The 26,732-nt window shown below is 35.7% G+C and carries 22 protein-coding genes; 17 read left to right on the top strand and 5 right to left on the bottom strand.

Annotated elements, in window-relative coordinates:
- Both ACYIAQ_RS02460 and ACYIAQ_RS02465 read left to right on the top strand, forming a co-directional pair.
- The coding region (locus ACYIAQ_RS02460) for a DDE-type integrase/transposase/recombinase (protein WP_483562436.1) at window positions 1–553 on the top strand (553 nt) is incomplete at its 5' end.
- Window positions 550–717, top strand: a complete 168-nt coding sequence (locus tag ACYIAQ_RS02465; RefSeq protein WP_483562437.1) for an IS3 family transposase — start codon at window positions 550–552, stop codon at window positions 715–717. The genes ACYIAQ_RS02460 and ACYIAQ_RS02465, both read left to right, overlap by 4 nt.
- Window positions 718–779: 62 nt before the next feature.
- On the opposite strand, the gene ACYIAQ_RS02470 is transcribed toward ACYIAQ_RS02465, so the two are convergent.
- Both ACYIAQ_RS02470 and ACYIAQ_RS02475 read right to left on the bottom strand, forming a co-directional pair.
- On the bottom strand, window positions 780–1,256 hold the full coding sequence (locus ACYIAQ_RS02470) for a nucleoside 2-deoxyribosyltransferase (protein ID WP_483562438.1): 477 nt from the start codon (window positions 1,254–1,256) through the stop codon (window positions 780–782).
- 16 nt (window positions 1,257–1,272) lie between these two features.
- The gene (locus ACYIAQ_RS02475; protein WP_483562439.1) at window positions 1,273–2,073 is read right to left on the bottom strand and encodes a tyrosine-protein phosphatase; all 801 of its coding nucleotides are present in this window, start codon (window positions 2,071–2,073) and stop codon (window positions 1,273–1,275) included.
- Between the two features lie 138 nt (window positions 2,074–2,211).
- Here ACYIAQ_RS02475 and ACYIAQ_RS02480 point away from each other — a divergent pair, with 138 nt between their 5' ends.
- The 6 genes from ACYIAQ_RS02480 (at window position 2,212) to phnE (ACYIAQ_RS02505) (ending at window position 7,705) form a co-directional block, all read left to right on the top strand.
- A complete protein-coding gene (locus ACYIAQ_RS02480; RefSeq protein WP_199688589.1) occupies window positions 2,212–2,685 on the top strand; it encodes a universal stress protein in 474 nt (157 codons plus the stop codon).
- A gap of 445 nt (window positions 2,686–3,130) precedes the next feature.
- Window positions 3,131–4,057, top strand: a complete 927-nt coding sequence (locus tag ACYIAQ_RS02485) for a phosphate/phosphite/phosphonate ABC transporter substrate-binding protein (RefSeq protein WP_122019181.1) — start codon at window positions 3,131–3,133, stop codon at window positions 4,055–4,057.
- A gap of 321 nt (window positions 4,058–4,378) precedes the next feature.
- Entirely contained in the window at window positions 4,379–5,311 is a 933-nt protein-coding gene (gene phnD / locus ACYIAQ_RS02490) for a phosphate/phosphite/phosphonate ABC transporter substrate-binding protein (RefSeq protein ID WP_483562440.1), read from the top strand.
- A gap of 12 nt (window positions 5,312–5,323) precedes the next feature.
- Window positions 5,324–6,097 (top strand): phosphonate ABC transporter ATP-binding protein, encoded by a 774-nt coding sequence (phnC, locus tag ACYIAQ_RS02495; protein WP_483562441.1) that lies wholly within the window; start codon window positions 5,324–5,326, stop codon window positions 6,095–6,097.
- The gene (gene phnE, locus ACYIAQ_RS02500) at window positions 6,090–6,893 is read left to right on the top strand and encodes a phosphonate ABC transporter, permease protein PhnE (RefSeq protein WP_483562442.1); all 804 of its coding nucleotides are present in this window, start codon (window positions 6,090–6,092) and stop codon (window positions 6,891–6,893) included. Before phnC ends, phnE (ACYIAQ_RS02500) begins: the two co-directional genes overlap by 8 nt.
- On the top strand, window positions 6,893–7,705 hold the full coding sequence (phnE, locus tag ACYIAQ_RS02505) for a phosphonate ABC transporter, permease protein PhnE (protein WP_483562443.1): 813 nt from the start codon (window positions 6,893–6,895) through the stop codon (window positions 7,703–7,705). Before phnE (ACYIAQ_RS02500) ends, phnE (ACYIAQ_RS02505) begins: the two co-directional genes overlap by 1 nt.
- 49 nt (window positions 7,706–7,754) lie before the next feature.
- Here phnE (ACYIAQ_RS02505) and ACYIAQ_RS02510 read toward each other — a convergent pair whose 3' ends face one another.
- Window positions 7,755–8,321 carry a DNA-3-methyladenine glycosylase I gene (locus ACYIAQ_RS02510; protein WP_483562444.1) on the bottom strand — a complete coding sequence of 189 codons (567 nt, stop codon included), beginning with the start codon at window positions 8,319–8,321 and terminating at the stop codon, window positions 7,755–7,757.
- Window positions 8,322–8,498: 177 nt separating this feature from the next.
- On the opposite strand from ACYIAQ_RS02510, the gene ACYIAQ_RS02515 reads away from it, so the two are divergent.
- The 4 genes from ACYIAQ_RS02515 to ACYIAQ_RS02530 all read left to right on the top strand — a co-directional run bounded on the left by ACYIAQ_RS02515 (window position 8,499) and on the right by ACYIAQ_RS02530 (window position 13,766).
- Window positions 8,499–8,984: a hypothetical protein gene (locus ACYIAQ_RS02515; protein ID WP_483562445.1), complete on the top strand. Its 486-nt coding sequence runs from the start codon at window positions 8,499–8,501 to the stop codon at window positions 8,982–8,984.
- Window positions 8,985–9,037: 53 nt separating this feature from the next.
- Complete coding sequence (locus ACYIAQ_RS02520) at window positions 9,038–10,435, top strand: metallophosphoesterase (RefSeq protein WP_483562446.1); 1,398 nt, start codon at window positions 9,038–9,040, stop codon at window positions 10,433–10,435.
- A 103-nt stretch (window positions 10,436–10,538) separates the two neighbouring features.
- Window positions 10,539–12,488 carry an asparagine synthase (glutamine-hydrolyzing) gene (gene asnB / locus ACYIAQ_RS02525; RefSeq protein WP_483562447.1) on the top strand — a complete coding sequence of 650 codons (1,950 nt, stop codon included), beginning with the start codon at window positions 10,539–10,541 and terminating at the stop codon, window positions 12,486–12,488.
- An 18-nt stretch (window positions 12,489–12,506) separates the two neighbouring features.
- The gene (locus ACYIAQ_RS02530) at window positions 12,507–13,766 is read left to right on the top strand and encodes a carboxylate--amine ligase (protein WP_483562448.1); all 1,260 of its coding nucleotides are present in this window, start codon (window positions 12,507–12,509) and stop codon (window positions 13,764–13,766) included.
- A gap of 176 nt (window positions 13,767–13,942) precedes the next feature.
- Here the strand turns inward: ACYIAQ_RS02530 and ACYIAQ_RS02535 are convergent, their stop codons facing one another.
- Window positions 13,943–14,779, bottom strand: coding sequence for a LysR family transcriptional regulator (locus ACYIAQ_RS02535; RefSeq protein ID WP_483562449.1), 837 nt, complete (start codon window positions 14,777–14,779; stop codon window positions 13,943–13,945).
- A 113-nt stretch (window positions 14,780–14,892) separates the two neighbouring features.
- Here ACYIAQ_RS02535 and ACYIAQ_RS02540 point away from each other — a divergent pair, with 113 nt between their 5' ends.
- The 5 genes from ACYIAQ_RS02540 to ACYIAQ_RS02560 all read left to right on the top strand — a co-directional run bounded on the left by ACYIAQ_RS02540 (window position 14,893) and on the right by ACYIAQ_RS02560 (window position 24,547).
- The gene (locus tag ACYIAQ_RS02540; protein WP_483562450.1) at window positions 14,893–16,359 is read left to right on the top strand and encodes an FAD-dependent oxidoreductase; all 1,467 of its coding nucleotides are present in this window, start codon (window positions 14,893–14,895) and stop codon (window positions 16,357–16,359) included.
- A gap of 468 nt (window positions 16,360–16,827) precedes the next feature.
- The gene (locus ACYIAQ_RS02545; protein WP_483562451.1) at window positions 16,828–18,894 is read left to right on the top strand and encodes an SLAP domain-containing protein; all 2,067 of its coding nucleotides are present in this window, start codon (window positions 16,828–16,830) and stop codon (window positions 18,892–18,894) included.
- A 163-nt stretch (window positions 18,895–19,057) separates the two neighbouring features.
- Entirely contained in the window at window positions 19,058–20,281 is a 1,224-nt protein-coding gene (locus ACYIAQ_RS02550) for an MDR family MFS transporter (RefSeq protein WP_483562452.1), read from the top strand.
- A gap of 94 nt (window positions 20,282–20,375) precedes the next feature.
- A complete protein-coding gene (locus ACYIAQ_RS02555) occupies window positions 20,376–22,325 on the top strand; it encodes a M13 family metallopeptidase (protein WP_483562453.1) in 1,950 nt (649 codons plus the stop codon).
- 353 nt (window positions 22,326–22,678) lie between these two features.
- A complete protein-coding gene (locus tag ACYIAQ_RS02560; RefSeq protein ID WP_483562454.1) occupies window positions 22,679–24,547 on the top strand; it encodes a MucBP domain-containing protein in 1,869 nt (622 codons plus the stop codon).
- Between the two features lie 41 nt (window positions 24,548–24,588).
- Here the strand turns inward: ACYIAQ_RS02560 and ACYIAQ_RS02565 are convergent, their stop codons facing one another.
- The gene (locus ACYIAQ_RS02565; RefSeq protein ID WP_483562455.1) at window positions 24,589–26,619 is read right to left on the bottom strand and encodes a KUP/HAK/KT family potassium transporter; all 2,031 of its coding nucleotides are present in this window, start codon (window positions 26,617–26,619) and stop codon (window positions 24,589–24,591) included.
- Window positions 26,620–26,732 lie beyond the last annotated feature (113 nt).

Here is a 26,732-nt window from a genome sequence, read left to right on the forward strand (position 1 = left end):
GAAGCATCATGCCAGTTATGGATACTGGCCTGTAACTGATACTCTGAGGATGACTTATCACCTAATGGTTAATCATAAACGTGTTCAACGCTTAATGCGTGAGAACAATTTAGGAGCTAATAAATATAATCTGAGAGCCGGTAAATATGATTCTTCAAAGGGTCCACAAAATAAGAAAGCTAAGAATCGGTTCCATCAAAAGTTTAAGACTGATAGACCATATCAAAAGGTCGTAACTGATATTAGTGAATTTAGATATGGGAACATGACTATCCGTGATCGTGTATATTTATCGCCATTTAAGGACTTATTCAGCGGTGAAATTATTAGTTATACGATCACCGATCGTCCATTAACAAGATATGTTCTAGAAGGATTAGAGGGAGTGTTTACTGCAAGACCAAAGCTATTAAATTATCGAATGACAATCCATAGTGATCAAGGAATTCAATATCAATCTAATCCATATCGACATGCTTTACGAAAACATAAATGTCACGAAGAGCTACATGTCATGATAATGCAGCTATGGAAAGTTTCTTTCACATTATGAAAGTTGAAATGAATTATTTTACACATCACTTTGATACTAAGAAACAATTGGTTAAGGCGATGAAAGAATGGATAAGTTATTACAATGAAGATAGAATTCGGCACAAACTAAAAGGCTTAACTCCGATTCAATATCGGAATCAAGCCTTAAGTAAAATGATATAAAACTAACGTCCAGTTTTAGGGGTTAGCTTCATATGAAGCGGTTTTTTGCTAATGGTAATTTTTTAATAAACGCCACCATCGTAGAAATTGAAGCGAGGCTTGTTAAAATCAAAGTCTTTTAACTCACTAATTTTAATTGCATTATCGCAAACGCCCCAGCTCATTAAATTAATAGATTTACCAAAGTCTTCGTCGGGAATAACTAAGATAATGTACTTACCTTGAGACATTGCATATCCTAATTCCATACCCAAGCCAACATCTTCTTCATCTGGAAGGTAAACCCCAATCATGATATCACTGCCTTTAATTCCGGTTAAATCACCACGGTAAGTAGCAGTAGCCCATTCGCGATCATGTAAATATTCTGGATGTTCGGCAACATTAATTCCTTTGTATTGGTGGTCTAAAGGAACGTAACTGTTTTCAAGATTAATCGTTGGATTGGCTTTTAAAGCGACCATTGCATCTTGATAAGCTTTGTTTTGCTTATCATTAAACCATCCGGCACCAAAATAGACAGTTTTTGTTTTACTCATTACTCTACTCCTTCATTTACTCAAGATAATTACGTTGCAACTGATCAATTTCATCATCAGTCAATTTCATTATATTATGTAAGTAGTTATCAACGCTACCATAATTTTTATTTATGGTTTCTATTACGTAATTAAAATATTCTGGACAAACGGTTTGCAGATCATGCAAGACGCTTAAAGTAACGTCATTAGCGCCTTCAGCTTTAGCTTTTTGCAGAAATTCGGTGACAAAGTTTTTAGTAGCGATATTAGTAAAGAGATAATCTTCTCTGATTGTCTCAAGAGGTACACCTAAAACAGTCAATATGAGAATTGCAGCAACACCCGTACGATCCTTGCCAGCAGTACAATGAAAAATCACGCTTTTGCCTGGTTCGGTATTTGCAAGCAGAATATCAAAAAATTGGCGGTACGATTTTTGAGCTGCCTCACTCTTGATCATGTCATCATAAGCAAGAAACATATGATTAAATCCGGCTTTAGGGTCATCATTTTTCTGGCTAATGATGTCGTCAATTCCTTTTGAAGCATTAGTTAAGTCTTCACTAAAAACGGGATCGAAATTGTACGTTGCTTCATTAGGCACACGATCTGGTTCGTTTTCGACTTCATCTTTACTTCTGAAGTCAACGATATATTTAACACCATATTCTTGTAGAAGTTTAAGGTCAGCTTCATTAAGTGTTGCTAAGTTTGCTGTTCGCAATAGCTTATGCATTTTAATGGTTCTACCGTCCTTAGTTGTGTAGCCGCCAAGTTCACGGAAGTTTCGACCGCTAGAGATTGGGAGTAAATGTTTTTTTAAATTTTCAGTCATAAATTGTTCCACCTTTTACCGTCTGACATTTAATACTTATTCTAGCAATAATTTATCGTGCAAACAATTATAAAAAAATTACTGTTACCAAAATTGTGTTAAAATGAATGAAACTAAGTGCAAAGTAAGAATGAGGACATGAGTATGAACAAAGTAAAAATTTTAGTTCCGGTTGATGGCTCTGAAGCAGCTGAAAGATCTTTTGATAAAGCAGTAAAAATTGCTATGACAGAAAATGCTCACATTGATATTTTAAATGTAATTGACACCAGACAATTTCTAGGTGAAATGCAGGATACGTTAATTACCGGTGATACGGTCTATCAGATGACACAGGATGCTGAAAAATATATGCAGAGCCTAAAAAAATGGGCACATGATAACTTGAACTTTGATGATATTGACTACCATATTCGCTATGGGAGTCCCAAAGCAGTTATTTCTTATGATTTTATTCAGGATCATCATAATAATTTGATTATCATGGGTGCAACAGGTCTCAATGCGGTTGAAAGAATGTTGATGGGTTCGGTTACGTCTTATGTTAATCAACATGCGTTAGCTGATGTTTTAATTGTCAGAACGGATATTGCTAACAAGCCACTTAAGTAAAGTTTACAAATATAGGTAATAAAAAGGACATGCAAAAAGTTGTATGCCCTTTTTATTATCTAAAACTTATTGTTCGTTTTTTGCTAATATATATTTATATATATAAAAAATATTATTTATTTTATTGTTTTTAACGAACAATAATGATATTATTTATATAAAATAAACGTAAAACAACTTAACGCTACTAATACTTTAAAACTGATTTTCTGTTTAGAGTTAGCTTTTAAATTAATTTCTAAATTGTACGTTTATTTTTCTTGCAGTTAATCGCATAAGCTAAAACGGATCTGATTTTGCTGGTGTTTTTAAGTCTTTAAAAGGAGAAAGTGATAGAACAAAAAGTATTTAAATTTACGGGCACTGCCAAGAATGAACTGGTATAAAATCGAGCATGGCAGTTGGTTAATTTTAAAAAATAATTCTATATAGGAGCATAAATAAAATGACTAAAATCAAAAAATTTATATTAGCATTTTTGGTACTATTACTGGCAGTTGGTGCAACTGCTTGTTCAAACAAAAAAACAGCTTCAAGTAGTTCGGAACCTAAATCACTTAATGTGCAATTTGTTCCTAGTGTTGGTGCAAATAAGTTGCAAGCACGCGCAAAACCAATGGAAAAGTTGCTATCAAAGCGCTTAGGCATTCCTGTTCATGTTTCAATGTCGACTGACTATAATGGCTTAGTTGAAGCTATGAAATCCAAAAAAGTTGATGTTGGTTTCTTACCATCCGATGCTTATATTATGGCGCATAAGCAAGGTGCAGCTAATCTGCTTTTAAAAGCAGAACGCTATGGTATTAGGCAGCCAGGTGGAGTAGCAACTAAAGAATTAGTTACGTTTTATCGTGGAGAAATTCTGGTTAAGAAGGGCTCTAAGATTAAGACTTGGAAAGACTTAAAGGGAAAATCAATTTCGGTTCAAGACGTCACCTCAGATTCAGGCTATGTTTTCCCTGTTGCAGAATTGAAACAAAAAGGTCTTGATGTCACTAAGAGTTGTAAAATCGTATCTGTAAAAGGTGCTGATCAAGGTGTTTTAAACGTTTTAAATGGTGATACAGATGCAGCATTCGTTTTTGAAGATGCTCGAAATGTTGTAAAAAACGATGAACCAAAAATTATGGACAAAGTGATTCCAATTTACTTCACTAAGGCGATTCCTAACGATACAATTTCGGTTGTTCCTAATATGCCGAAAGATTTTCAGAAGAAACTTGCCCAAGCCTTTATTGATATTAGTAAGACTGAGCAAGGGAAACACATTATTGAAAGTGTCTATAGTCATGAGGGTTATGTTCATGCCCAAGACAGCGACTACAACATTATTCGTAAATATAATAAAATCATTGCGGCTAATAAGAAATAAGATTGCTACTCCAGAGTAGACGGGCATATAAAGTAAGCTAGACAGCTTAAAGCAAAAAGTTTCCAGCAAATTTACTTTGCTAAATAAGATATTTCTGTTATTATTTGGTACGAATAATAATAAGGCAATGAAAGGAGACGTAGACTATGCAGAAGTGTGAACGATTCGCATCATTCACTATCCTTCCTGTGAGGAAGTCTCTTCGTTGCTTTCAAAATGTAGGTATTGTTCGTTTTTTGATTAAAGTTGTCATTGAAGGACTTAGTATAATTCACATTTGTGTTTTTAGCTAAAGTCTTTTTTTATGTCTAGGAGGACATGATGAAAAAATTTAGAAAATTATTAGCTGGTGTTGCTGTTTTGATTGCGGCTACAATGGCAACTGCCTGCTCAAATGGCTCAAATAAGAAGAGTGCAGGTAGCGATGAACCTAAGTCTTTAAATGTTCAATTTGTACCTAGTCAGGCTGCAACTAAGTTGGAGTCACGGGCTAAGCCATTAGAAAAAATGTTGTCTGATCGGTTAGGTATTCCTGTTCATGTTTCAATGTCAACGGATTACAACACAGTGGTTGAGGCAATGAAATCTAAGAAAGTTGATGTTGGCTTTTTGCCACCAAATGGTTATGTGTTAGCACATAACCAAGGTGCAGCGGATGTCCTTTTACAAGCCCAAAGATATGGTGTAAAGCAACCGGATGGACGCCCAACGAAGAATTTGGTTAATTTCTACCGTTCTGAAATTGTAGTTAAAAAAGGCTCTAATATTAAGTCATGGAAAGATTTAAAGGGTAAGTCAATTTCAGTCCAAAGTCCAACTTCTTCAGCTGGCTATGTTTATCCAATTGCCGAATTAAAAGAGAAAGGTTTAGATGTACCTAAGAAATGTAAGCTAGTAACAGTTACCGGTCAAGACCAAGCTGTCTTGAATGTCTTAAATGGTGATACTGATGCTGCATTCGTCTTTGAAGATGCACGAACAATTGTTAAGGATGATAATCCAAAAATTATGCAGCAAGTTGTTCCAATTTACTTCACTAAGCCAATACCAAATGACACAATTTCAGTTGTACCTAGCATGTCTAAGTCATTTCGTAAAAAGCTAGCTGCAGCGTTTATTGACATTGGTAAATCTAAGAAGGGTAAAAAGATTATCGAAAGTATTTATACACATGAAGGCTATGTAACTTCTAAGGACAGCGACTTCAATACTGTTCGTAAATATGAAAAAATCATCGAATCAACAAAAAAATAAAGGAAGTATATAATGGCAGATTCTGCAGCTAAACCAATAATTGAGTTGAAAAATGTTAAAAAAGTTTACGGGAAAGATGTTGTTGGTTTAAAAGACGTCAATCTAACGATTAATCAAGGTGAATTTATAGTTATTGTAGGATTATCTGGCGCTGGTAAGTCAACACTGTTGCGTTCTATTAATCGCTTAATTGATATTAGTGCAGGCGATATTTTAATTAATGGTGAATCGATTACAAAAGCCAAGGGGAAAGAATTGCGGACTTTGCGGCGCAACATCGGAATGATTTTCCAGAACTTTAACTTAGTTAAGCGCTCGAGCGTCTTACGTAATGTGTTAACTGGTCGAGTAGGCTATTATCCAACTTGGAAGAGTACCTTGAATCTCTTTAGTAAAGAAGACAAGCAACGTGCTTATGATGCCTTACAACAAGTTGATTTAGCTGACAAAGTTTATTCACGTGCAGATGAGTTGTCTGGTGGGCAACAACAACGAGTTGCGATTGCTCGTGTATTAACACAAAATCCAGATATCATTTTGGCTGATGAGCCCACTGCTTCTCTTGATCCCCAAACATCACGGCGGGTGATGCAGGATTTGAAAATGCTGAATGAAAAGCATGGAATGACAGTAATAATTAACCTGCATAGCGTTGAGCTTGCCCGCGAATTTGGTAAACGAGTCATTGGTGTCCGAGCTGGCGAGATTATCTATGATGGTAAGATGAGTGAAACTCCAGAGTCAACTTTTGCGCAAATTTATAGTGGTGGTGACCAAGATGACTAATGCTGACGAAGAAAAATTGCTGACCTTACCTCGCAAAAAATTTAATTTTTGGAATTTGGTTTGGCTCATTATCTTTATTGGTGGCTTGTTTGTTTCAACTGGTGTTACCAAAACTAGTTTAAATGCTTTTTTTACCAATTTTGATCAGTTTTCTGACATTTTTGTTCAAATGTTGCACCCTAATTGGGCATACATGGAGACGGTAATTCCACTATTACTAGAAACAATTAAAATGGCGGTTTTGGGAACAGTCATTGGCTCTGTTCTTGCTTTTATTTATTCACTGCTAATTGCACGTAACATTGTAAAAAATAAGGCCATAACTGGTATTTTACGGGTCATTATGAATATTATTCGAACAGTTCCTGATTTGTTGCTCGGTGCGGTTTTTGTAGCTATTGTTGGAATAGGTCCTGTTGCAGGTATATTGGCTTTAGCAATTTGCACTTTCGGAATTGTTGTTAAATTGTTTTATGAGGCAATTGAAACAATTGACCCTGGTCCCATTGAAGCCCTAACAGCAGTTGGCGCAAATAAATTGCAAATTATTGTTTTTGCTGTGTTGCCGCAAGTCATTACTTATTTTATTTCATACTGTCTGTATGCTTTTGAAATTAATGTCAGAGCATCAACTGTGTTAGGTTACATTGGAGCTGGTGGTATTGGGTTATATTTGCAACAGACACTGCAGGTCTTTGATTATGCCAAAACAGGAACGATTATTATTGTAATCATATTGGTTGTTGTTTTAATTGACTATGTTTCATCTAAATCACGGGAGGCGTTAATGAAATAATGGATATTACAATGAAAAAATTACCTCCTAAACCAGTTGATTTAAAGAAAAGAATAGTGCACTGGGCAATATCACTAATTACAATTGGAATAATTGTTTGGTCATGTACTGGAATAGATTTTGGTGGTATTAAAGAAACTGCTGGGCAAATTGCGGGTGCGATTTTCTCTGGAATTTTCCATCCCGATTGGTCTTATATCTATAACGGTACCGGTGAAGACCTGGTTTCCCAGTTATGGGAAACCATTTGTATTGCTTTTCTGGGGACTTTCATTTCGGCAATTATTTCCATACCATTTGCCTTTTGGGCTGCACATACTAAATATAAAAGATGGTATGTCTCGCGTGTAGGTAAAGTTGTCTTGGCAATTATCCGTTCTTTTCCAGAGATTGTTTTGGCATTAATGTTTATTAAAGCAGTAGGACCAGGATCAGCTGCGGGGGTTTTAGCTTTAGGCTTTCATTCTGTTGGAATGTTAGCAAAATTATTTTCAGAAGCAATCGAAAACTTGGATGACGGCCCAAATGAGGCTGTAGTTGCTGCTGGTGGTTCAAAAACAAATGTTGTAATGTTTTCAATTTTACCAAATTTGATGCCTGCCCTAATTTCGAATACGCTCTATCGTTTTGATGTTTCAATTCGTTCAGCGTCCATTCTCGGATTAGTTGGAGCTGGTGGTATTGGTTACCCGTTAATCATTGCATTACAGTACCGGCAATGGAATCGAGTAGGAGTTATTTTACTTGGAATCATTGTAATGGTAATTGTGATTGATGGCATCTCAGGTTGGATTCGTAAAAAGCTAGTATAAATATAATGTAGAAGAGTGAATCACGCTGTGTTGCGCGGTTCATTTTTTGTTAGCCATGATATTTAAATGGACAATTTTCAAGATGATCATTAACTAAGCCGATTCCTTGTAAGTAAGAATAAATAGTAATTGGCCCCACAAAAGTGAAACCGTCTTTTTTCATTTGTTTTGATAATTTGATCGCAAGTGCACTCGTTGTTGGTACTTCGCTGGCTGTCTGCGGATGATGAATGATGGGTGTTTTAATAAAATTTTGTAAGTAATGAGCAAAACTGCCATTTTGGGTTTCAATAGTTAAAATGGCCTTAGCATTTTGAATTGCTGCCGAAATTTTTAGGCGATTGCGAATGATTGACTGATCTTGCATCAGCATTGCAATATCAGTTTCTGTCAGTTGGGCAACATCTTCTAAAACAAAATTCTTAAAAGCACGATGAAAATTCTCCCGTTTGTGCAAAATAATAGCCCAATTGAGGCCAGATTGAAATAACTCAAGTACAAGCATTTCATATAAATATTGCTCATTTAAATTCAATTTACCCCATTCATGATCATGATACTGTTGTATCATGGAATCATTGCTGCATCCCCAGGGGCAACGTAAATTTTGGTACATAATAAATTTCCCTTTCTAAAACACAATTTTTATTACAATTAAATACGAAAAAAAGGTATTATTCATTTAAATAAATAATAAATTTTAATATTTATCATTCTTTTATAAAAAATCGCCTTCAAAAAGTGCATTAGTAGTTTTTTTGGTATAATATAGAATGAACTTTAGGAGGATATCATGGAGAAGTTAGCTATAATGACTTTGGCCGATGATTTGGCCGCAAATCAAGAGAGTATTTTAAATAAAGAGACAGATTTTGATGCAGAGGCTGTTTATCAGGCGATTGATAGTCTGCAAGTATTACATAAGCCAATCAAAGAATACCTTAAAATGACGCAGGAAGAGTATTACGAGACTGAAAGTGATCATAAACTGACTTTGATTAACTTATCTGAACAATTGACTGATTTGCATGATCGTATTTTAACAAATCATGTTGACGGTTTTATTGATCAAAATGAAATCAATTTGACATATAATCATGAAAATCCTTATGAAGATGATTTTTATAATAATATAGTTGATTTTCACGTTGTTACATATAGCTTGAAAGTAATTGGTGCAGTTCAAGCAATTGCGGCTAAGGAATTACAAGCAGTTTTGTCTAAGGATGCGCTTTTGTCAATTGGGTTGGCAACTTATGCTTTGGCAAATAACAAATAGTTTTTGAAGCTGCGGCATAATGCCCAGCTTTTTTCTTTAGTCTGAGGCGAAAAATGAATGTATTTAAATATGTTAGAGGATTGGCTGATCAATTAAGCGGAATAAAAGACCATGCGCTATTTAATAAAAAAAATATTCCACTTGATCCAATGCAGGATTATTTGACAGTGGGCGAGTATCATATTGGTGCTGAGCAGCAAACGCCTCATGGTCAACCGTATACTCTAATCGTATATAAAGATGAAAATGATATTCTGCATCAAGCACTTAGCTCAGAAAGTTCAGATAAATTGGAACCAGAGTATGTGCGAGAGTTTAATCCTGAGTTGGAACGTTATCGTGCATTTGTTAATACTAAAACGGGCCGACGGTATATTGTAGAGGACTATCTTGATCAATTTTTGCAGCGCACTCGAAGACATATTCGCCAAGGTAAAAATTCCGTTAATGTGAGCGTAATAACTGATACTCATTTTAAAGATTCTAATAGTATGGACTTTTATGGCTGGAATGGACTAACGCATGTCAAAGAGTTTTCTTATCTTGATCAATCAGGCATACTTGATTTAAAGCTTCATTTGGGCGATTGGATTGATGGCTCTGATACCGGCTTTTTGGGTGAAAGTGAGTTAATTAAGCTGCGAGATTCCTTTAAATCGACAGACGTGCCATATATGATGATCAAGGGTAATCATGACGAAAATGATAAATATGATGAGCACCATGACCTAAAGGCTTCTTTTCCAGAGAATGAATTTGAAAAAATTATGTGGCCGCAGATGTATGCTCAAAAAGATGTGCATTATATTTCTCGCCAACATGGTGTCTGTTATTATGATGTAGACGATGTGCGCTTTATTTGCGTTAATACTTCGGATCTTCCATATCATTTAGATCTTCAAGGACATAAAAAGTATGATGCGAAAATTACTTTAGCAGTTAGAGAAGATCAGATTGAAGAAATTATTGAAATCTTACAGCAATCGTCAAATAAGCGCATCGTTTTGATGAGTCATGCTAATCCGATTAATTGTAAGGGATCAAATGCGTTAAAGTATAATGGTCGATCGCTGCATGAGTTGCTGGTTGCCTTTAATCAAAGAGAAAAAGGACAAATGCATTCTAGTCGTGGAATTCCGCCCGAGTTTCGTTTGGCAAATGATTTTGATTTTACAAATATAAAAAATGCCCACATCATTGCTTATTTTTGTGGTCATCGCCATACTGAAGACCAGTATCGCATTAATGGTATTCAATATATTCTCTTTAATTGTTCAGCCTTGATGGGTTCTAACCATGTTCTGACCACTAAGTACAATAAGAATTGGAAGCGGCAAATTGATCACGCTACTGAGTTTGCTGGCTACGTGGTAAATATTGACTTACGTCGACACTGTATTCAAGTATTTGGTTATGGCGCGGCTAGCAAGAGAAGAATTTTTTATATTTAGTAAAGAAAGTTGGGCAATTTGGTAATTGGCTGCCTTTTAGCCTATAATAGTAAAGTTAGACTAAGGAAAATAGATGTTTGAAATAATTTAAGGAAGATAAACTATGTGCGGAATTGTTGCATTTTATAATCCAGAAATAAACGATAAGCAAGCCGCCATCGGTAAAATGATGGCAACAATTAAGCACCGTGGTCCTAATTCAGATGGGCTTTACACTAACGATAAAGTCGCACTGGGTTTTAGACGGTTATCGATTATTGATTTGCGTGGCGGTAGCCAACCAATTTTTAACGAAGACAAAACGCGGGCAATTATTTTTAACGGAGAAATTTATAATTTTAAGCCGCTAAGAGAAGAGCTAATTGCGGCTGGACATACCTTTACAACTAAATCAGATACTGATGTTTTACTACATGGATATGAAGAATGGGGCATGGATGGTCTTCTCAAGCGGGTTCGGGGAATGTTTGCCTTTATTATTTGGGATGATAATACCCAAACAATGTATGGTGCTCGCGACTTCTTTGGTATCAAGCCATTATATTACAGCAATGACAATGGTCATCTTATTATGGGCTCTGAAATCAAGAGTTTTCTTGCTTTCCCTGGTTTTAAACGTAGACTCAATACTGAGGCAGTTAAGCCATATTTAATGAATCAATACAATGACTTAAGTGAAACGTTCTTCAAAGGAATTCACCGTTTTCCGGCAGGGCATTGGTTCGAATATAAAGCTGGCGAGATGAAAATTCATCAATATTGGGATGCCGAATACAAGGCTAATAGTCTTAGCTTTGAAGAAACGGTCAAGAAAATTGATGAGGATTTGAAAGAAACAGTTGAACTGTACCATAATGCTGATGTTCCGGTAGGGGCCTTTTTATCTGAGGGTGTTGATTCAAGCTACATTACTAGTATTTTAAATCCTGATGATGTGTTCTCAATTTCCTTTGATGATGCCACTTATGATGAGGCGTCTAAAGCAAAAGACTTAGCCGATATTAAGGGATGGAAGTTTTATTCAGATAAAGTAAATGCTGATGAAGCAATGCATGATTTTGCAGAAATGCAATACCATATGGATGAACCAGATGCTAATCCGTCAATTATTCCTTTATGGTATCTATGTAAAATGGCACGGAAGCACGTCACAGTGGCATTATCTGGTGAAGGTGCTGATGAATTATTTGCAGGTTATGTTAATTATGGCATGCACACCCATAACAGTGTAATTAAGGCTTTTACTTCTCAATGTGTAAAACTACCTAAAAACACCAAAATAAAATTGGCGCGCAAGATAAAGAAAATGCCAAACTTTCCAGGGAAAGTGCATTTATATACTAATTTGGCGCAACCAAGTGAATTTTATGTAGGGCAGTCCGTCATCTATGACATGGATTACCCAACTATTTTTACTTCTAAAGATGCCAATAGTATTTTGCGACCATCTTATCGCAATCAGTTAACGGTTAATGGCATTTATCAAAGTGACTTTAAGAAAGTTAAAGATTTGGATAATGTTCGCCAAATGCAATATATCGATTTGCATCACTTTATGCTAAACGATATTGAACAAAAAGCTGATAAGATTTCAATGGCGCACTCGTTAGAACTACGAGTTCCTTACCTAGATAAGAAAATGGCAGAACGTGCTAATTCAATTCCGACAGATTATTTGGTTAATAGCCATGACACCAAGTATGCTTTGCGTAAGGCCTCTGAAAAAGTATTGCCAGATGAATGGGCTAAACGTCCTAAACTAGGTTTTCCAACACCAATTAAACAATGGTTACAAGAACCACGCTTTTATAAGCAAGTAAGGGAATTATTCAGCGAAGACTTTGTCCAAGATATTTTTGAGCAAGATAAGATATTGCAATTATTAGATGATAATTATAAGGGCGATGGGACGCACCGGCGTCAAATTTGGACGATATATACTTTTTTAGTATGGTATAAGTTATTCTTTGTTGATTATGAGGGAACAGTATCCAAGTATCAGCACGTGCAACCAGAAGTAGCTAGCTTGATTGAGCAAGGAAAGTTAGTCTGATAGGAGCAGATTTTTAAAATGAAACAATTTACACCCATCTTACTTGGTAGTGATATTAATGTTTATGGTATGGCTCGATCATTTAATGAAGCCTATGGCATTAAAGTTAAGGCATTAGCTGATACCCAATTGGCACCAACGCGTTATTCTAAAATTGTAAACGTTGAATTACATCATGGCTTTAGTACAGATCCGACCTTTATGGATGTCATGTATGAACAAATGAAAATTTATCAAGACCACCAGGAACCGGTAATTTTAATTGCTTGTGGGGATGGTTATGCAGAACTGCTTTCTAAGCATAAGACTGAGTTAAGCGACGTTTTTGTTGTTCCGTATATTGACTATGATCTTTTAGAAAAATTGATTTCTAAAGAAGGCTTTTATCAAATTGCGGAAGAATATGGCTTGCCTTATCCAAAGACAAAAATTGTAACATTGGCTGACTATCAGGAAGAAAATTATTTAGAGCTTCCTTTTGGTTATCCGCTGGAATTAAAGCCTGAAGACCCAGTTTCTTGGCTTGATGTTCAATTTGAAGGTCGTAAAAAGGCGTTTACCATTCATAATGAAGCCGAATTAAAAGATATTATCGGCAAGATTTATGGTAATGGCTATAAAGAAGACCTGATTTTGCAGGACTTTATTCCCGGAGATGATTCTAACATGCGTGTTTTAAATGCTTATGTTGACAAGGATCATCACGTCAAGATGATGTGCATGGGGCATCCGCTCTTAGAAGATCCGACTCCGCAGTCAATTGGTAATTATATGGCGATTCTACCTGAATATGATGAAAAGCTATATGAGCAAGTTGAAGCATTCTTAGAAAAATTAAATTATACTGGAATGGCCAACTTTGATATTAAATATGATACCCGTGATGGCAAGTATAAGTTCTTTGAAATCAACTTGCGTCAAGGTCGCTCTAGCTTTTATGTCACTTTGAATGATTATAATCTCGCTAAGTGGTACGTAGAAGATTATGTTGAAGATAGTTTAAAAGATAAAGAAACTGTTTATGGGAATAAACTAAAGTCTAAGCATGTTTTGTGGCTGGGGCTACCAGTTAAAGTTTTCCAACGATATGCAGTAGATAATGATGCCAAGCAGTTGGCGGAAGAATTAATTCATGAGGGTCGCTATGGTACGACAGTGTTTTATGACAAGGATCGTAACTTTAAGCGCTGGCTATTAATGAAATATATGTTCCATAATTATAATGGTCGTTATCAAAAGTATTATCAGGAAAATAAAGGACAATTTTTTAATAAATAATATTAGTTAAAAAAGCAGATCAGTTAAGTTTTTAAACTTAACTGATCTGCTTTTTAGTTTGTCGTAAGAGGTTAAGAAATGATTTTTCTCATGAAAGGTGATATATATTGAAAAAACCTGTTGTGATTTTTTTCAGTATGATTATAAGATAAATGTTATTGAATATCAAAGATCATTTAAATTTGGTCAACAAATTTTTGGGTAAGCCTATTTGCATTGCTGCGATAAAAAAAACCAATATCAGCATCAAAATCCCAATTGATATTTTTGACGACAAATGGCGCACACGAACTTGCTAATGACTTATGTATTAAAAATAAATTGTTATCTAAAAGTGCAAAATTAATTTTAGCTTTATTGTAAACAGAGTAACTAGTTAAATGAATTTTTTTGCACTTCTTTTGTAGATACTGTTTAATTTTTTCTGATTGCTTTAAAACATTATTTTTGATAATTAAAACGTTTTGATTACTTAAATCTGAAACAACTAATTTATCTTTTTTTGCTAATAAATTTTCTGGCGGAACGGCAACCATTAAAGGAGTAGTAGATACTTTTTTAAATAAAAAGCCTTGCTTAGGTATAGGTTCTTGTGAATAAATACCTTCGATTAAATCAATATTGCTAGGAATTTGTTCGTAATTGATAATTTCTTGAAAATTGAGTTTTATATTTTTGCTTTTAGAGAAAGATGCCCAATATTGTTCAAGCAAATCTGTAGTACTAAGATAACCTGTACCAACAGTGATTGTATTTTGATATGCTTGCATAATCTGATCTGTCTCTAAACTTATTTGCTTAAATTTATTTGCTTGAATTAAAAACAACTTACCAGCTTCTGTTAGTACAACACCATGAGAGTTGCGATTAAAAAGTTTACAATTCAGTTTGCTTTCTAATAAATTAATCTGTTGAGTAACAGCTGGTTTTGAGATATACAGTTTTCTAGAAGCAGCTGAAAAGCTCCCAGTTTCTGCAACTATGATAAAAGTATCAATATCATGATTGTACATACTTTTCACCTCACCACCGTTAAGTCTAACCTTATATCGATGTAAACGCAATCAAGGAAGCGATGTTTATAAAAAATAATATAATTAATTTAAATGTTAAAAGGAGAGGAAATATGGATAATTTTGATATTGTAGTAGTTGGTGCAGGGGCTTCTGGTATAAGTGCGGCATTAACCGCTGTACAAAAAGGACGTAAAGTAGCAATGCTTGAGAAGGGTGATCGCTTTGGTGGTGCGGGTATGTTTGGTGCACAAGGACTATTTGCTGTGGAAAGTGAGGCACAAAAGCAAATAGACCAAAATTATACCTTAAAAGATGCATATGAGGAAGTAATTAGTTATACTCATCATTCATCTAATGCAAGAATAACTAAGGCAATCTTGGCAAAATCTGCTTCTACAATCAAATGGATGAAAGAAAATGGATTAGATACAGAATTAGTAGCTAATACTCAGGAAGTTCATCAAGGACATCCTAGAACATATCATCAATTTATTGATAAATTCAATGGTTTTAAGCGATTAATGGATAATTTTAAAAAAGCTGGTGGAGTTTTATTAACAGAAACGACTGGTAACAAAATCATTCAAAAAAATGGTCAAGTAACAGCGATTGATGTAATCAATAATGGTAAACATAGGTGTCTTAAAACAAAAGCTGTAATTCTAGCCGATGGGGGGTTTGTCGGTAGTAAAGAAGAAGTTTCTAAAAGTATTTCAATAAATTTAGATGATCTCTATTCTATGGGCGAAAGAAAAGCAACTGGTGATGGGTTACGAATGCTTAAGGAAGTTGGTGGAATAAATAATTATAAACGGATATTTGAAAATCATGCGGCAACAGTCTTTTCCAAAACTAATCCTAAATGGCATAATGACACAATATTTACTTTAACTTGCTTGCCCTTTCTTTGGATTGATAAAGAGGGGAAGAGATTTACTAATGAAGATTTGGTTTATGATTTTGCCCTTTGGGGTGATACAGTTTATTCTAACGGTGGATACTATTATTTCTTAATGGATCAGAAATTAATAAGCAGTTTGAAAAACAATAGCTTAAACTGGACAAGTTCTTTTGAAAGAACTTTTAGACTACTAGATGGTCAGAAGATGACTTATAAAGTTGGACCATTTAAGACAATTGAATCTGATCTAAATGAAGCAATTAAGGAAGGTGCTGCTGTTAAAGCCAACACAATTGATGAATTGGCTACTAAAATGGGAGTTAATTATCAAAATCTTAAGGAATCTATTGCTCGATACCATCAACTTGTTGAACAAGGCTTAGATTCAGATTTTTATAAAGATAGTAAATTTATGTCTGTTGATATTCAAGAAGGTCCATTTTATGCAGTGCGTGCAAATTCTACAACTTTAGGTACAGTTGGTGGTGGACTGGTAAATGAAGATTTTGCTGCCCTCAACTATAAACGAGAAATAATTCCAGGTGTATATGTTGTTGGTAACAATGCATCAGGTATGTTTGATTCATCATATCCTACAATTGAAGGATTAAGTAATGCTTTTGCGTGGAATTCTGGCCGAATAGCTGGTGAAAAAGCAAGCATTTTCGTTGATTAGAAAATACTGCACAAAAAATAATTAAAAGCTTACATGAAGAAAATATTGATGATTTATACATCAATGAAGCAGATTTTTAGTGTTTAACAGTTAATATTATTTTGATTTGCTAAGGTCGTATGTCGATAAAATATCGGTATACGATCTTTTTATATTTATTATAAGTCTTGGGTACAAGGGTAGTTTATTGAAATAAAATAGAATCAAAATTGTGATATGCATCTGCATTAAGTATACGTATATTTATTTTTTGCTTTATTATTTTTTTACTTAACTTACAAAAATAAAAACAGCGCAATAATTATATTGGCTTAATTTTTTGCTGATTATGAAGCTTAACTTTTAATTTATTCTATCAATTATTATCTTTTATATATATTTAGTTATACAATTGATTATAAGATACAATTTATTATTTTATAAGAAATAATTGTATTATTAGCTGTAAGTTTTGTGGAAGAAGCAAATATGAAAAAACGTAAAAGTTTTAATCAAAAGAATAAAAAGATAATGGTTAGTAGTATTGCCGCCAGCACGTTATTGATATTAGGAATTACTGAAAATAACACCGTTGAAGCGGCTGACTTGCGACCTAGAATTTCTGAGCATTTTGCTGCAACTAACTTGCCCAAAGTTGCATCAAATAATCAATTGACTAGATCACAACAACTTATGTGGAACGGTACTATACCACTAAAATATGATGCTAGCAGCAATACCCTAACTATTGGAGCACCTGGGGAAAAGTATACTATTAATGGTCCTGGTAATTATCCTGGTATGCTTGCAATGGTAGCACCAGGAGTGAAACATATAGTTATTGCTGCTGATTTAATAAAAATTAGTGGTTCTGCTGCTGGTATATTTGCCCAGTTAGATCAATTACAAGACATTCAGAATTTGGATAGACTTGATACTTCAGATGTAACTAATATGAGTAGTATGTTTTTTGATGACCGTAATCTAGCTGGAGTGGATGTTTCGCACTTTAACACAGCTAAGGTTACTGATATGAAAATTATGTTTGGCGCTTGTGAGAAAATAACAGAATTAGACGTTAGTCGTTTTGACACGAGCAATGTTACTGGTAGTGGGCTGATACACATGTTTTCGAACTTGAGGTCCGTTAAAAAGCTCGATATTTCAAACTTTAAAGTTGATAAGGTGACTGATCTGAATGACATGTTTTTTGGCTGTTTGTCATTAGAACAGGTAAAACTCCCTCAATGGAATAGTGAAAAAATCGCTGCTTTGGGAGGTATGTTTGAGTGGTGTGAAAAGTTAAAAGAAATTGACCTCAGTAGTTTTAAAAACTCGACCCCGACCGAGATGGATCAAATGTTTCACGATTGTAAAAGTTTAGAGAAATTAGATCTTAGTGGTTTTAAAATGACCAGTTCAACTCTACGTTCAGATATGTTGACAGACTTACCTAAGTTGAAATGGCTAAAATTAGGCAAAAACAACGTCTTAGATGGGTCTGGCTTAAATACTCCTGTAACGTGGTATAACCAAGGTGATGATCCTTCTTATCTGCCAGCTAATACTCATAAATGGAGTTCAAGCGAGCTAATTAGTAATTATAATCCAAATACGGACGCTGATACCTACGCTACTAAAGAGGCTGTACCAAAACCGCTACCTTCGCCTGTACCACCAACTGATTCAACAAGTCAAACGCCATCTATTCCCAGCACTTCTAATCCTAGTAATCATGTCCCGTCAACTAATGATATGGTTAAAGAAGTTGTGCTTAAACACAATGCTTATCTCTATGATCAAGATGGTAAGCGGGCAAATAGGGTTACGCTTAAGTTTGATTCAGAGTTAGCTGTGCATGGTAAAGAAAAGATTAATGGCAGAACATTTTATGTTTTAGTTGATCAAGGTGCTGACAAGCAGAAATATTATGTAGTCGCTAGTAACGCTGACGCAACTGCGCAGGTGCTAAAGCATAATGCATATGTTTATAATCGGTATGGCAAGCGAATTAAGCACTCAAAAATGTTGCGCAACAAACAAAGAATTGACACCTATGGTGATCCATTAACCATTCGCGGACACAAATATTTTATCATTGCCCGTAATCGTTTCATCAAGGCCAATAACGTTATGCCAATTACAGTGCAATCATTAACTACAGGTGGTATGAAAGTAAGCGTAAATGTAAATAATCTCGTTGAAAAGCAAATTATGCACAATGCTTATCTTTATGATGAGCAAGGACAACGTGCCAATAAAGTGATTCTTACCACCACCTCAGTTGTAGATGTCATAGGCAAGAAAGTTTTAAAAGGTACGAACTATTATGAACTTTCTAATGGTTTGTACATTGTTGCTAACAATATCGATGGTACTAATATGAGACTCAAGCATAATTCGTATGTTTACAGTCATTATGGCAATCGGTTAGGCAAAAAAGTGTTCAAAAAGAATCATTTGGTTAGAACTTACGGTAGCAGTGTAACGATTAAGAAAAAGAAGTATTATATTATCGGTCAAGGTACTTATATGAAAGTGGCAAATTTTAAGTAATTAACGTTAATTACAATATAGAAATATAGAACACCCGCAAGTTAAGCACGAATCCAGAAGTTAAAGTAAGCATTTTGATTCGGTCATTAACACCTTGGGGTGTTCTTTTTTTAAACTTCTTGCTAAACTGGTAAATAGAGTCTAAGTGGAGAGGATTAATTATATGAAACTTGCACATGGATTAAATAATAATGAAATAGAAGTCAAATTGCGCTGGCTGCTGTTAGGAGAATTGGTAACTTGGATTGGGTCAAGCTTTGTTTGGCCATTAACCTCAGTATATCTTAACAAACAGTTACATATCAGTTTATCAGTGATTGGTATTGTTTTATTCTGCAATTGTGCCAGCAATGTGTTGGGATCATTGGTAGCGGGTTGGCTTTATGATCGCTGCAACCCATATCCGTTAATTGTTACTGGACTTGGGATAGATGCATTAATTTTGATTTTGATGGCGTTTTTCCATGGCTGGCCAGAATATTGGTTCTGGTTGGTGCTAACTGGCTTTGCTAGCGGATGGAACGGAACCCTAATCAATTCAATTGCAACTAGCCTGCGCAAGTATCCGGGACGCTATGTTTTCAATCTAATTTACTTTGCCCAGAACGTTGGGACAGTGACAGGCACACTCTTAGTGGGCTACCTATATGATTTTTCGATCGAATTTCTGTTCTTGTTGGCAGCGGCTTTATTTGCAATTGGCTTTGTTAATGCCGCAATTCATTATCGTCCAATTAGCAATTTTCATAAGCAAAGACATGCTAAGAAAACACAATTAGGCAAAAAACTTAAGGCTGAACCGATGCCTAAATATAATTTGATGCTGATGGTAGGATTCTTAATTTCACTAGCAGTAACGTGGCTAATGTATATGAACTGGGAATCTAATCTTTCCGTTTATATGGTATCTTTGGGTATTCCGTTTCACTTATATAGTCTATTATGGACTCTTAATGGAGCAATTATCGTGATTGTGCAAGTAATTTTGGCACGGTACCCAAACATTTTTAAGAGCTTGTTCCAACAAATCGTGTTCGGCACTTTGATGTTTGCCATTTCTTTTGCAACCTTGATTGTTGCTCGGGACTTTTTGCATTTTGCCTTATCGATGGTTATCTTAACTTTGGGCGAATCTACAGCTTTTCCAGCTGTTCCGGCTTACATTAATGATTTATCGCCCAATACCAGTAAGGGTAAATATCAGGGGGTAATCAATGTTGCTCGCGGGATAGGTCAAGCCTTTGGTCCCTTATTTGGCGGGATGATAATTGATCGAGCAGGCTATATACCATTTTTCATGGTTGCCGCTGGCGGAATTTTTCTAATGGTTATTCTGCTATTACCGCTTTATGCGAAGTTACGGCATCGGATAAAACTTTACAAATAGAGTTTGTAAAAGCTTTTTAATATTAACCTGATAATTAAAATGATAATATTAATCTAGTTAAATTTTAATCTTGATCCCAAGGGAGGATTTTTAAATGAAAATAATTTCTACAATTCGTGGCGGAAGCGGCGATGTAATTGAACCTAAAGTGGGTACACGTCCCCAAGACAATATTTATCTAGCGGTTAACTCGGACTGGCTTGAAAAGACTAAGATTCCTAGTGACCGTTCGCGTATGGCATCTTTTGATGGGATTGACGTTAATGTTGAAAAGCATTTAATGCAAGATTTCGCAGATTTTGCCTCTGGTAAAAAAGAGGTGCCCAATGTTCCTAACTTGAAAAAGGCGGTTAAGCTTTACCAATTAGCAAGCGATTTTGATAAACGTAATCGCGAAGGGGCAGAGCCGATAAAATCCGACTTGGCACTTCTTGCTGAACTTAAGGACTTCTCTGATTTTAATTTGAAGGCACCAGACTTAACAACTTTTGCATCAATGCCATTTGGCTTTGATGTGGAACCGGATATGAAAAACACCAAAGTTAATGTACTGAACTTTGCCGGTCCTGGAACCTTTTTGCCAGATACTACAACTTATCAAACTGAAGATGCGGCTAAATTATTAACTATTTTGCAACAGCAATCAGTTAAGTTGCTTGAAATGGCTGGAATAGATCCTGCAGTAGCAGAAAAATATGCGGCAGATGCAATTAAGTTTGATGCCAAACTAGCTAAAGTAGTTAAGTCATCTGAAGAATGGGCTGATTATCCAGCAACTTATAATCCAATGAAAATTGCTGATTTTGAAGCTAAATTTAGTGAATTCAAGATTGATTACTACTTGAAAGAAGTCATTGGGGAAGAGCCTGCCAGAATTATCGTAGCAGAACCACGTTATTTAGATCATATCAATGAACTGGTCAATAAGGATAATTTCGAAGAAATTAAGGGCTGGATGATTGTCAACTTTATTAATGATGTTGCTTCTGAACTATCACAAAGCTTCAGAGAAGCTGCCTTTCCGTTTAGTCAAGCCTTGTCGGGTCAGCCACAATTATCCGATGGTGTTAAACAGGCATATCATATTGCCAATGGTAGTTTTAGTGAAGTTGTTGGTGTTTATTACGGTCAAACGTATTTTGGCTCTGAAGCCAAAAAAGATGTTGAAGATATGATTCGGCGCATGTTGGCTGTTTATAAAGAACGCTTGGCAAAGAATAGTTGGCTATCCGAAGCTACCAAAAAGAAGGCAATTGTAAAACTTGAAGCTTTGGAACTTAAAATTGGTTATCCTGATAAGATTGAAGAAATCTACAATCGCTTAGAGGTTATTCCAGCTAGTCAAGGCGGCAGTCTTTACTCCAATGAACGCGCTTTTGCAATCGAAGAGCAGAAATACAACATTGAACAATTGCACCGTGAAGTTGATCGAACAATTTGGGCAATGCCAGGCAATTTAGTTAACGCTTGTTATGATCCGCAAAGAAATGACTTAACTTTCCCAGCCGCAATTTTGCAAGCACCATTTTATGATTTAAAGCAAGATCGTGCCACTAACTTTGGTGGGATTGGGACTGTGATTGCTCACGAAGTTTCGCATGCATTTGACAATAATGGGGCGCAATTCGATGAGTTAGGTAATATGACCAATTGGTGGACTGATGAAGACTATGCCGAATTTAAAAAGCGGACACAAGCTGAAATTGATCTGTTTGATGGTCTTGAATATGGTCCAGTTAAATTGAATGGTAAGCAAATTGTGTCTGAAAACATTGCCGATCAGGGCGGATTGACTGCTGCAGTTGAGGCTGCTAAAAATGAAAATGACGATTTAAAGAAATTGTTTGAAAACTTTGCTAGAATTTGGGCAAATAAGCAGTTGACTGAGTCAATTAAGACTCAAACGGCAGTCGATGTTCATGCACCAGGTCCATTACGGGCAAATGTCCAAACGCAATGTCAAGATGATTTCTATGAAGCCTTTGATGTGAAGCCAGAAGATGGTATGTGGTTAGAACCAGATAAACGTGTTCATATTTGGTAATTTAATTATTAAAACCAAAACAGCACTATTCCCAAGTGGAATGGTGCTATTTTTATATTGTTTAATTGCTTTACTCACTTTGCTAGATAACTAGTAATTAAAATCTGTTTGGATAAAACCATGACTTCAAAAAGACTATATATATTATACCTAGATCGGTAAGTGAAAAATAACATTTTCTAAATAAATGGATAATGTTTTATTAATCTGATGTGTATAACCCTAAATAAAAAGTCTCAAATGACTGAGCAAAAAGAGGCTTCAATTTTATATATAAAATAACACAAAATCAGTATATATATCAAAAAATATGATACAATATTTATGGTGGTATATAAATAGGAGATGTAATTATGGGTAAAAAAGCAAATTTTTATTTAGGCAAGGCCTTAGTAACTAGTGTAGCTGCGGCGGCCTTAGGTGTAGTAGCATTAAATACTCAAGATGTGAAGGCTGATCAAACAACTGATCAATCGGTTAACACTGCAAAATTAAAGCAAACTGTAAATAATATTGTACCAGTTGCAAATACAACTAATGATGCTGATAATAATTTATCAAATCAGACAGGTAGTGAAACAAATGAAAAAGTTCAACCTCCTGTTAATGATAACCAACCAGCGCAACCAAAAAAGACTATCAAAACGGTAGCTGCTTCGCCAACATCAATAAAATGGAAAGATAGGGAAATACAACAAGACAGCAATGTAACTTTGACGCTAATTGACGATGGCAATGATGGTTACGAGTTAGATATTTCCGGTGGTACTATTACCAATCCTATGGATTTATTCTCGACTTGTCTTCAAAACTGTAGAATTTATCCTAGTATGGAACTTAAAAAAATAAAGATAACCGGTAATTTAACAATTACAGGGAATGCTTCATACTTATTTGGTGGCCTGGGAGCTTTAACTCAAATTGAAGGCCTAGAGAAGTTAGATACTTCCGGTGTGACTAGCATGTCCAGCATGTTTGAGGAATGTTATAGTTTAACTTCATTAGATGCCAGCCACTTTGACACGTCAAAAGTAACTGACATGTCCCACATGTTTAGTAATTGCAGCAGTTTATATAATTTGGATTTAACCAATTTTAATACTAAACATGTGGTAATGGGTGCCATGTTTGCTAATTGTGCCGCATTGAATACCTTAAAGTTAGGCACCGAATTTGTCAATTCGTCGAATAAATATCTCCCAACGAGTGGTAGTGCCGGATACTGGAAATGGTACAAGGTAGGCAAAGGCACTTCTGTTCATCCTGAAGACCAAGATGAACATTCAAGTAATTTCTTCGATAATTTTGATGGTTCTAAAAATGCGGGCACTTATGTGCGTTTAGATTCAGAGAATTCTACTCGTGCTAAAGACATCATTGTTCATTACCTAGATAAAAGTAGTAACAACAAGATCAAAGATGAAACATGCGAAGGATTGCTTGGTGAAAAATTTATTCCAAAACAAGAGATAACTGACAACAATGGCCGAAGATATTTCTTAACTAATGATAACAGGAATTCGCAGAATGTTATTTTTGTCGATCCGTACAATGGTGAACAAGTACAACCAAAGGAATTTAGTTTTTATTATACTAAGGAAAATATCCCTAATGCTGGCTCCAGTATTCAGAATGTTCAAGGCGGCGATGTGACAGTTCATTATCAAGATGAACAAGGCAACACTTTGGCACCAGATGAAATTCTTAAAGGGCATCTGGGAGAAGGTTATACTTCCCAAGAAAAGAAAATTACTGGTTATAGTCTAAAATTAAGACCAGAAAAGGCAACGGGCTTTTTTGAAAATAATCCTCAAAGTATTACATATGTTTATACTTTAGATCAAGCAAAAATCAGTAAAAAACTAATGCATAACGCCTTTATCTATGATATTAATCATCACCGAGTTGGTAATTCGAAGTTTCACTCATATGAAAATATCATGGTTTATCCTAAAACCGTGCGTTTAACTGATGGCGTTTTAGCTTATAAATTAGCTGATAACCAATACGTGCTTGCAGCTAACATTGATGGCACCTTGCGCCAATTAAAGCATAATTCCTATGTTTATCAAACTGGCAGTAAGCGTGCTAATCATCGCTTGCTACGTAAGGGCAGATATCTTCGAACATATGGTGCACCTTATCAATTTAAAAACGGTAAGTTATATTACCGCATTGGTGGACCGAAGAAACAATACGTCAAAGTAAGAAATTTTAAGTAAGAAAAAAGAATTGTATCAAGTAAAAGATACAATTCTTTTTTTTATTCATCATCCTCATTTTTGAGGTGGGAATAATCACGTGGCGCAACGCGCTTAATGTGTAAGTCACGGCTCGGACGACCAAGAATCAGCGGCACACTTTCAACAACCGTGTCTGTATATTCAAGACCAAACCATGAAGCAGGATTTGAAGAAAGGTTTTGTAACCAGACACGAGCAGTCACAATCCATTTTTCAAAGCCTTTGAGCTTGGTTAAGGGGCTGACTACATCGTTGACGATAACAAAGGAGAAGTCTCCCACTTCACGTCCCGGGGTAGTGGTGTATTCCTGTGGCTGCGATTCAATAGTGCCATCTTTAATCAAATCATGAACTACTTGGCGCAAGTATACATTTACGCTGGTTTGCTTTTTAAAGCCTAGGAAAAGCTGCACATTGATGACATTTTTGGTGCCATAGGTGTTAACCGCATATTTAGCGGTAAAGGGTTCATTGGTAATATTAACGGAAACAAACCAATATGCACTAGCCCTTTTTGGCCGCTTATCTAAGATTGAGTAGAGAATTTCCCGTTTAATAAACTTGTTGTATTTAACTTTAGCCATATAAACAAGGTTGGTGGCATAAACAGGGTAATCATCATCATGACTAAGGTCGGTAAGCATATCGGTGTAATTATCTAGGCGAACATAGGTATTAGCGCCTTCGTGCTTGTCACGAACCTTATTACCAAAGTACCAGATGAACATAATAATGCCGATGAAGCCCGCAATTAAAACGGTCACGTATCCACCATGAGTAAATTTGGTTAAACTAGAAATTAAAAACATGCCTTCAATAAAGCCAAAGGCGATTAAGAAACAAAGTCGCAGGATGAATGGATGGTGTTTAGCCCCGAGATATTCAAATAATAAGACGGTGGTCATAAGCATCGTCACCGTAATTGACAGCCCATAGGCAGCTTCCATATGTTCTGAAGTTTGGAAAAAGACAACGATGGCCATTGTGGCTACGCAAATCATCTTATTGACGGAAGGAATATAAATCTGTCCATGTTCGGTAGTTGGATAGTTAATTTTCATTCGTGGTAAGAATTTTAAACCACTGGCTTCGGAAACAAGTGTGAATGAACCGGTAATCAGGGCTTGCGAAGCAATAATGGCCGCAATCGTTGCCAAAATAATGGCAAACAGACGTAAGTTGGTCGGAACGGCTTCAAAGAATGGGTTAAGCTCTGTGCCGTGAGTTTGATAGTTGGGATTCTGTAAAATCCATACTCCTTGACCCAGATAATTTAGTGCCAAGCAAAGAAATACATATGGCCACGACCCTAGAATGTTGCCGCGACCAACGTGACCAACATCGGAATAGAGGGCTTCAGCACCCGTCGTAGCAAGGAAGATTGATCCCAAAATAAAGATGCCGGCTTTATTAGTTGGACTGAATAATACTTTAATAGCAAGAATGGGGTTGAGTGCTTGCAAGATTGACCAATCTTGATTCATATTGTAAATGCCAATCAGTCCAAGGAAAGTAAACCAGACAAACATAATTGGACCAAAAGCCTTACCAATACTACTAGTACCAAGCATTTGAATTGAAAAGAGCACCAGTAATATTACCAGTGTAATTATGACCACTGAACTTTGGTTAGGAACAGGAATGCTCGAACCAAAGCGCATATTCTTCAAGCCTTCAATTGAGGTGGTTACCGTAACCGCCGGCGTCAAAGTCCCGTCAGCAAGTAGTGCTGCTCCTCCAATTAATGCGGGCATTACCAGCCATTTGGCACGTTTGCGCACGAGGGCATAGAGAGCAAAGATGCCACCTTCACCGTGGTTGGTTGCGTGCAAGGCAATCATCACGTACTTAACAGTTGTTAATAAGGTCACTGTCCAAAAAATCAAAGAAATTGAGCCCAAAATTAATTCACGGTTCACGTTGGCAATTCCGCCATTACCAGTAACGATTGACTTCATAACGTATAACGGACTGGTACCAATATCGCCATACACAATTCCAATCGTAATCAGCAGACCCGCCGCAGAAATCCGTTTTTTTTTTTGATCCATATTATTATGTACTCCAATAAACTAATATCAATATTTTTTAAATAAAAGAGAATGTCAATTTGACATTCTCAGCTAAATATATATTTTGTTCTTTTTTAAGTGATAATACAAGC

It is taken from the genome of Lactobacillus sp. X-49 (assembly GCF_057063645.1).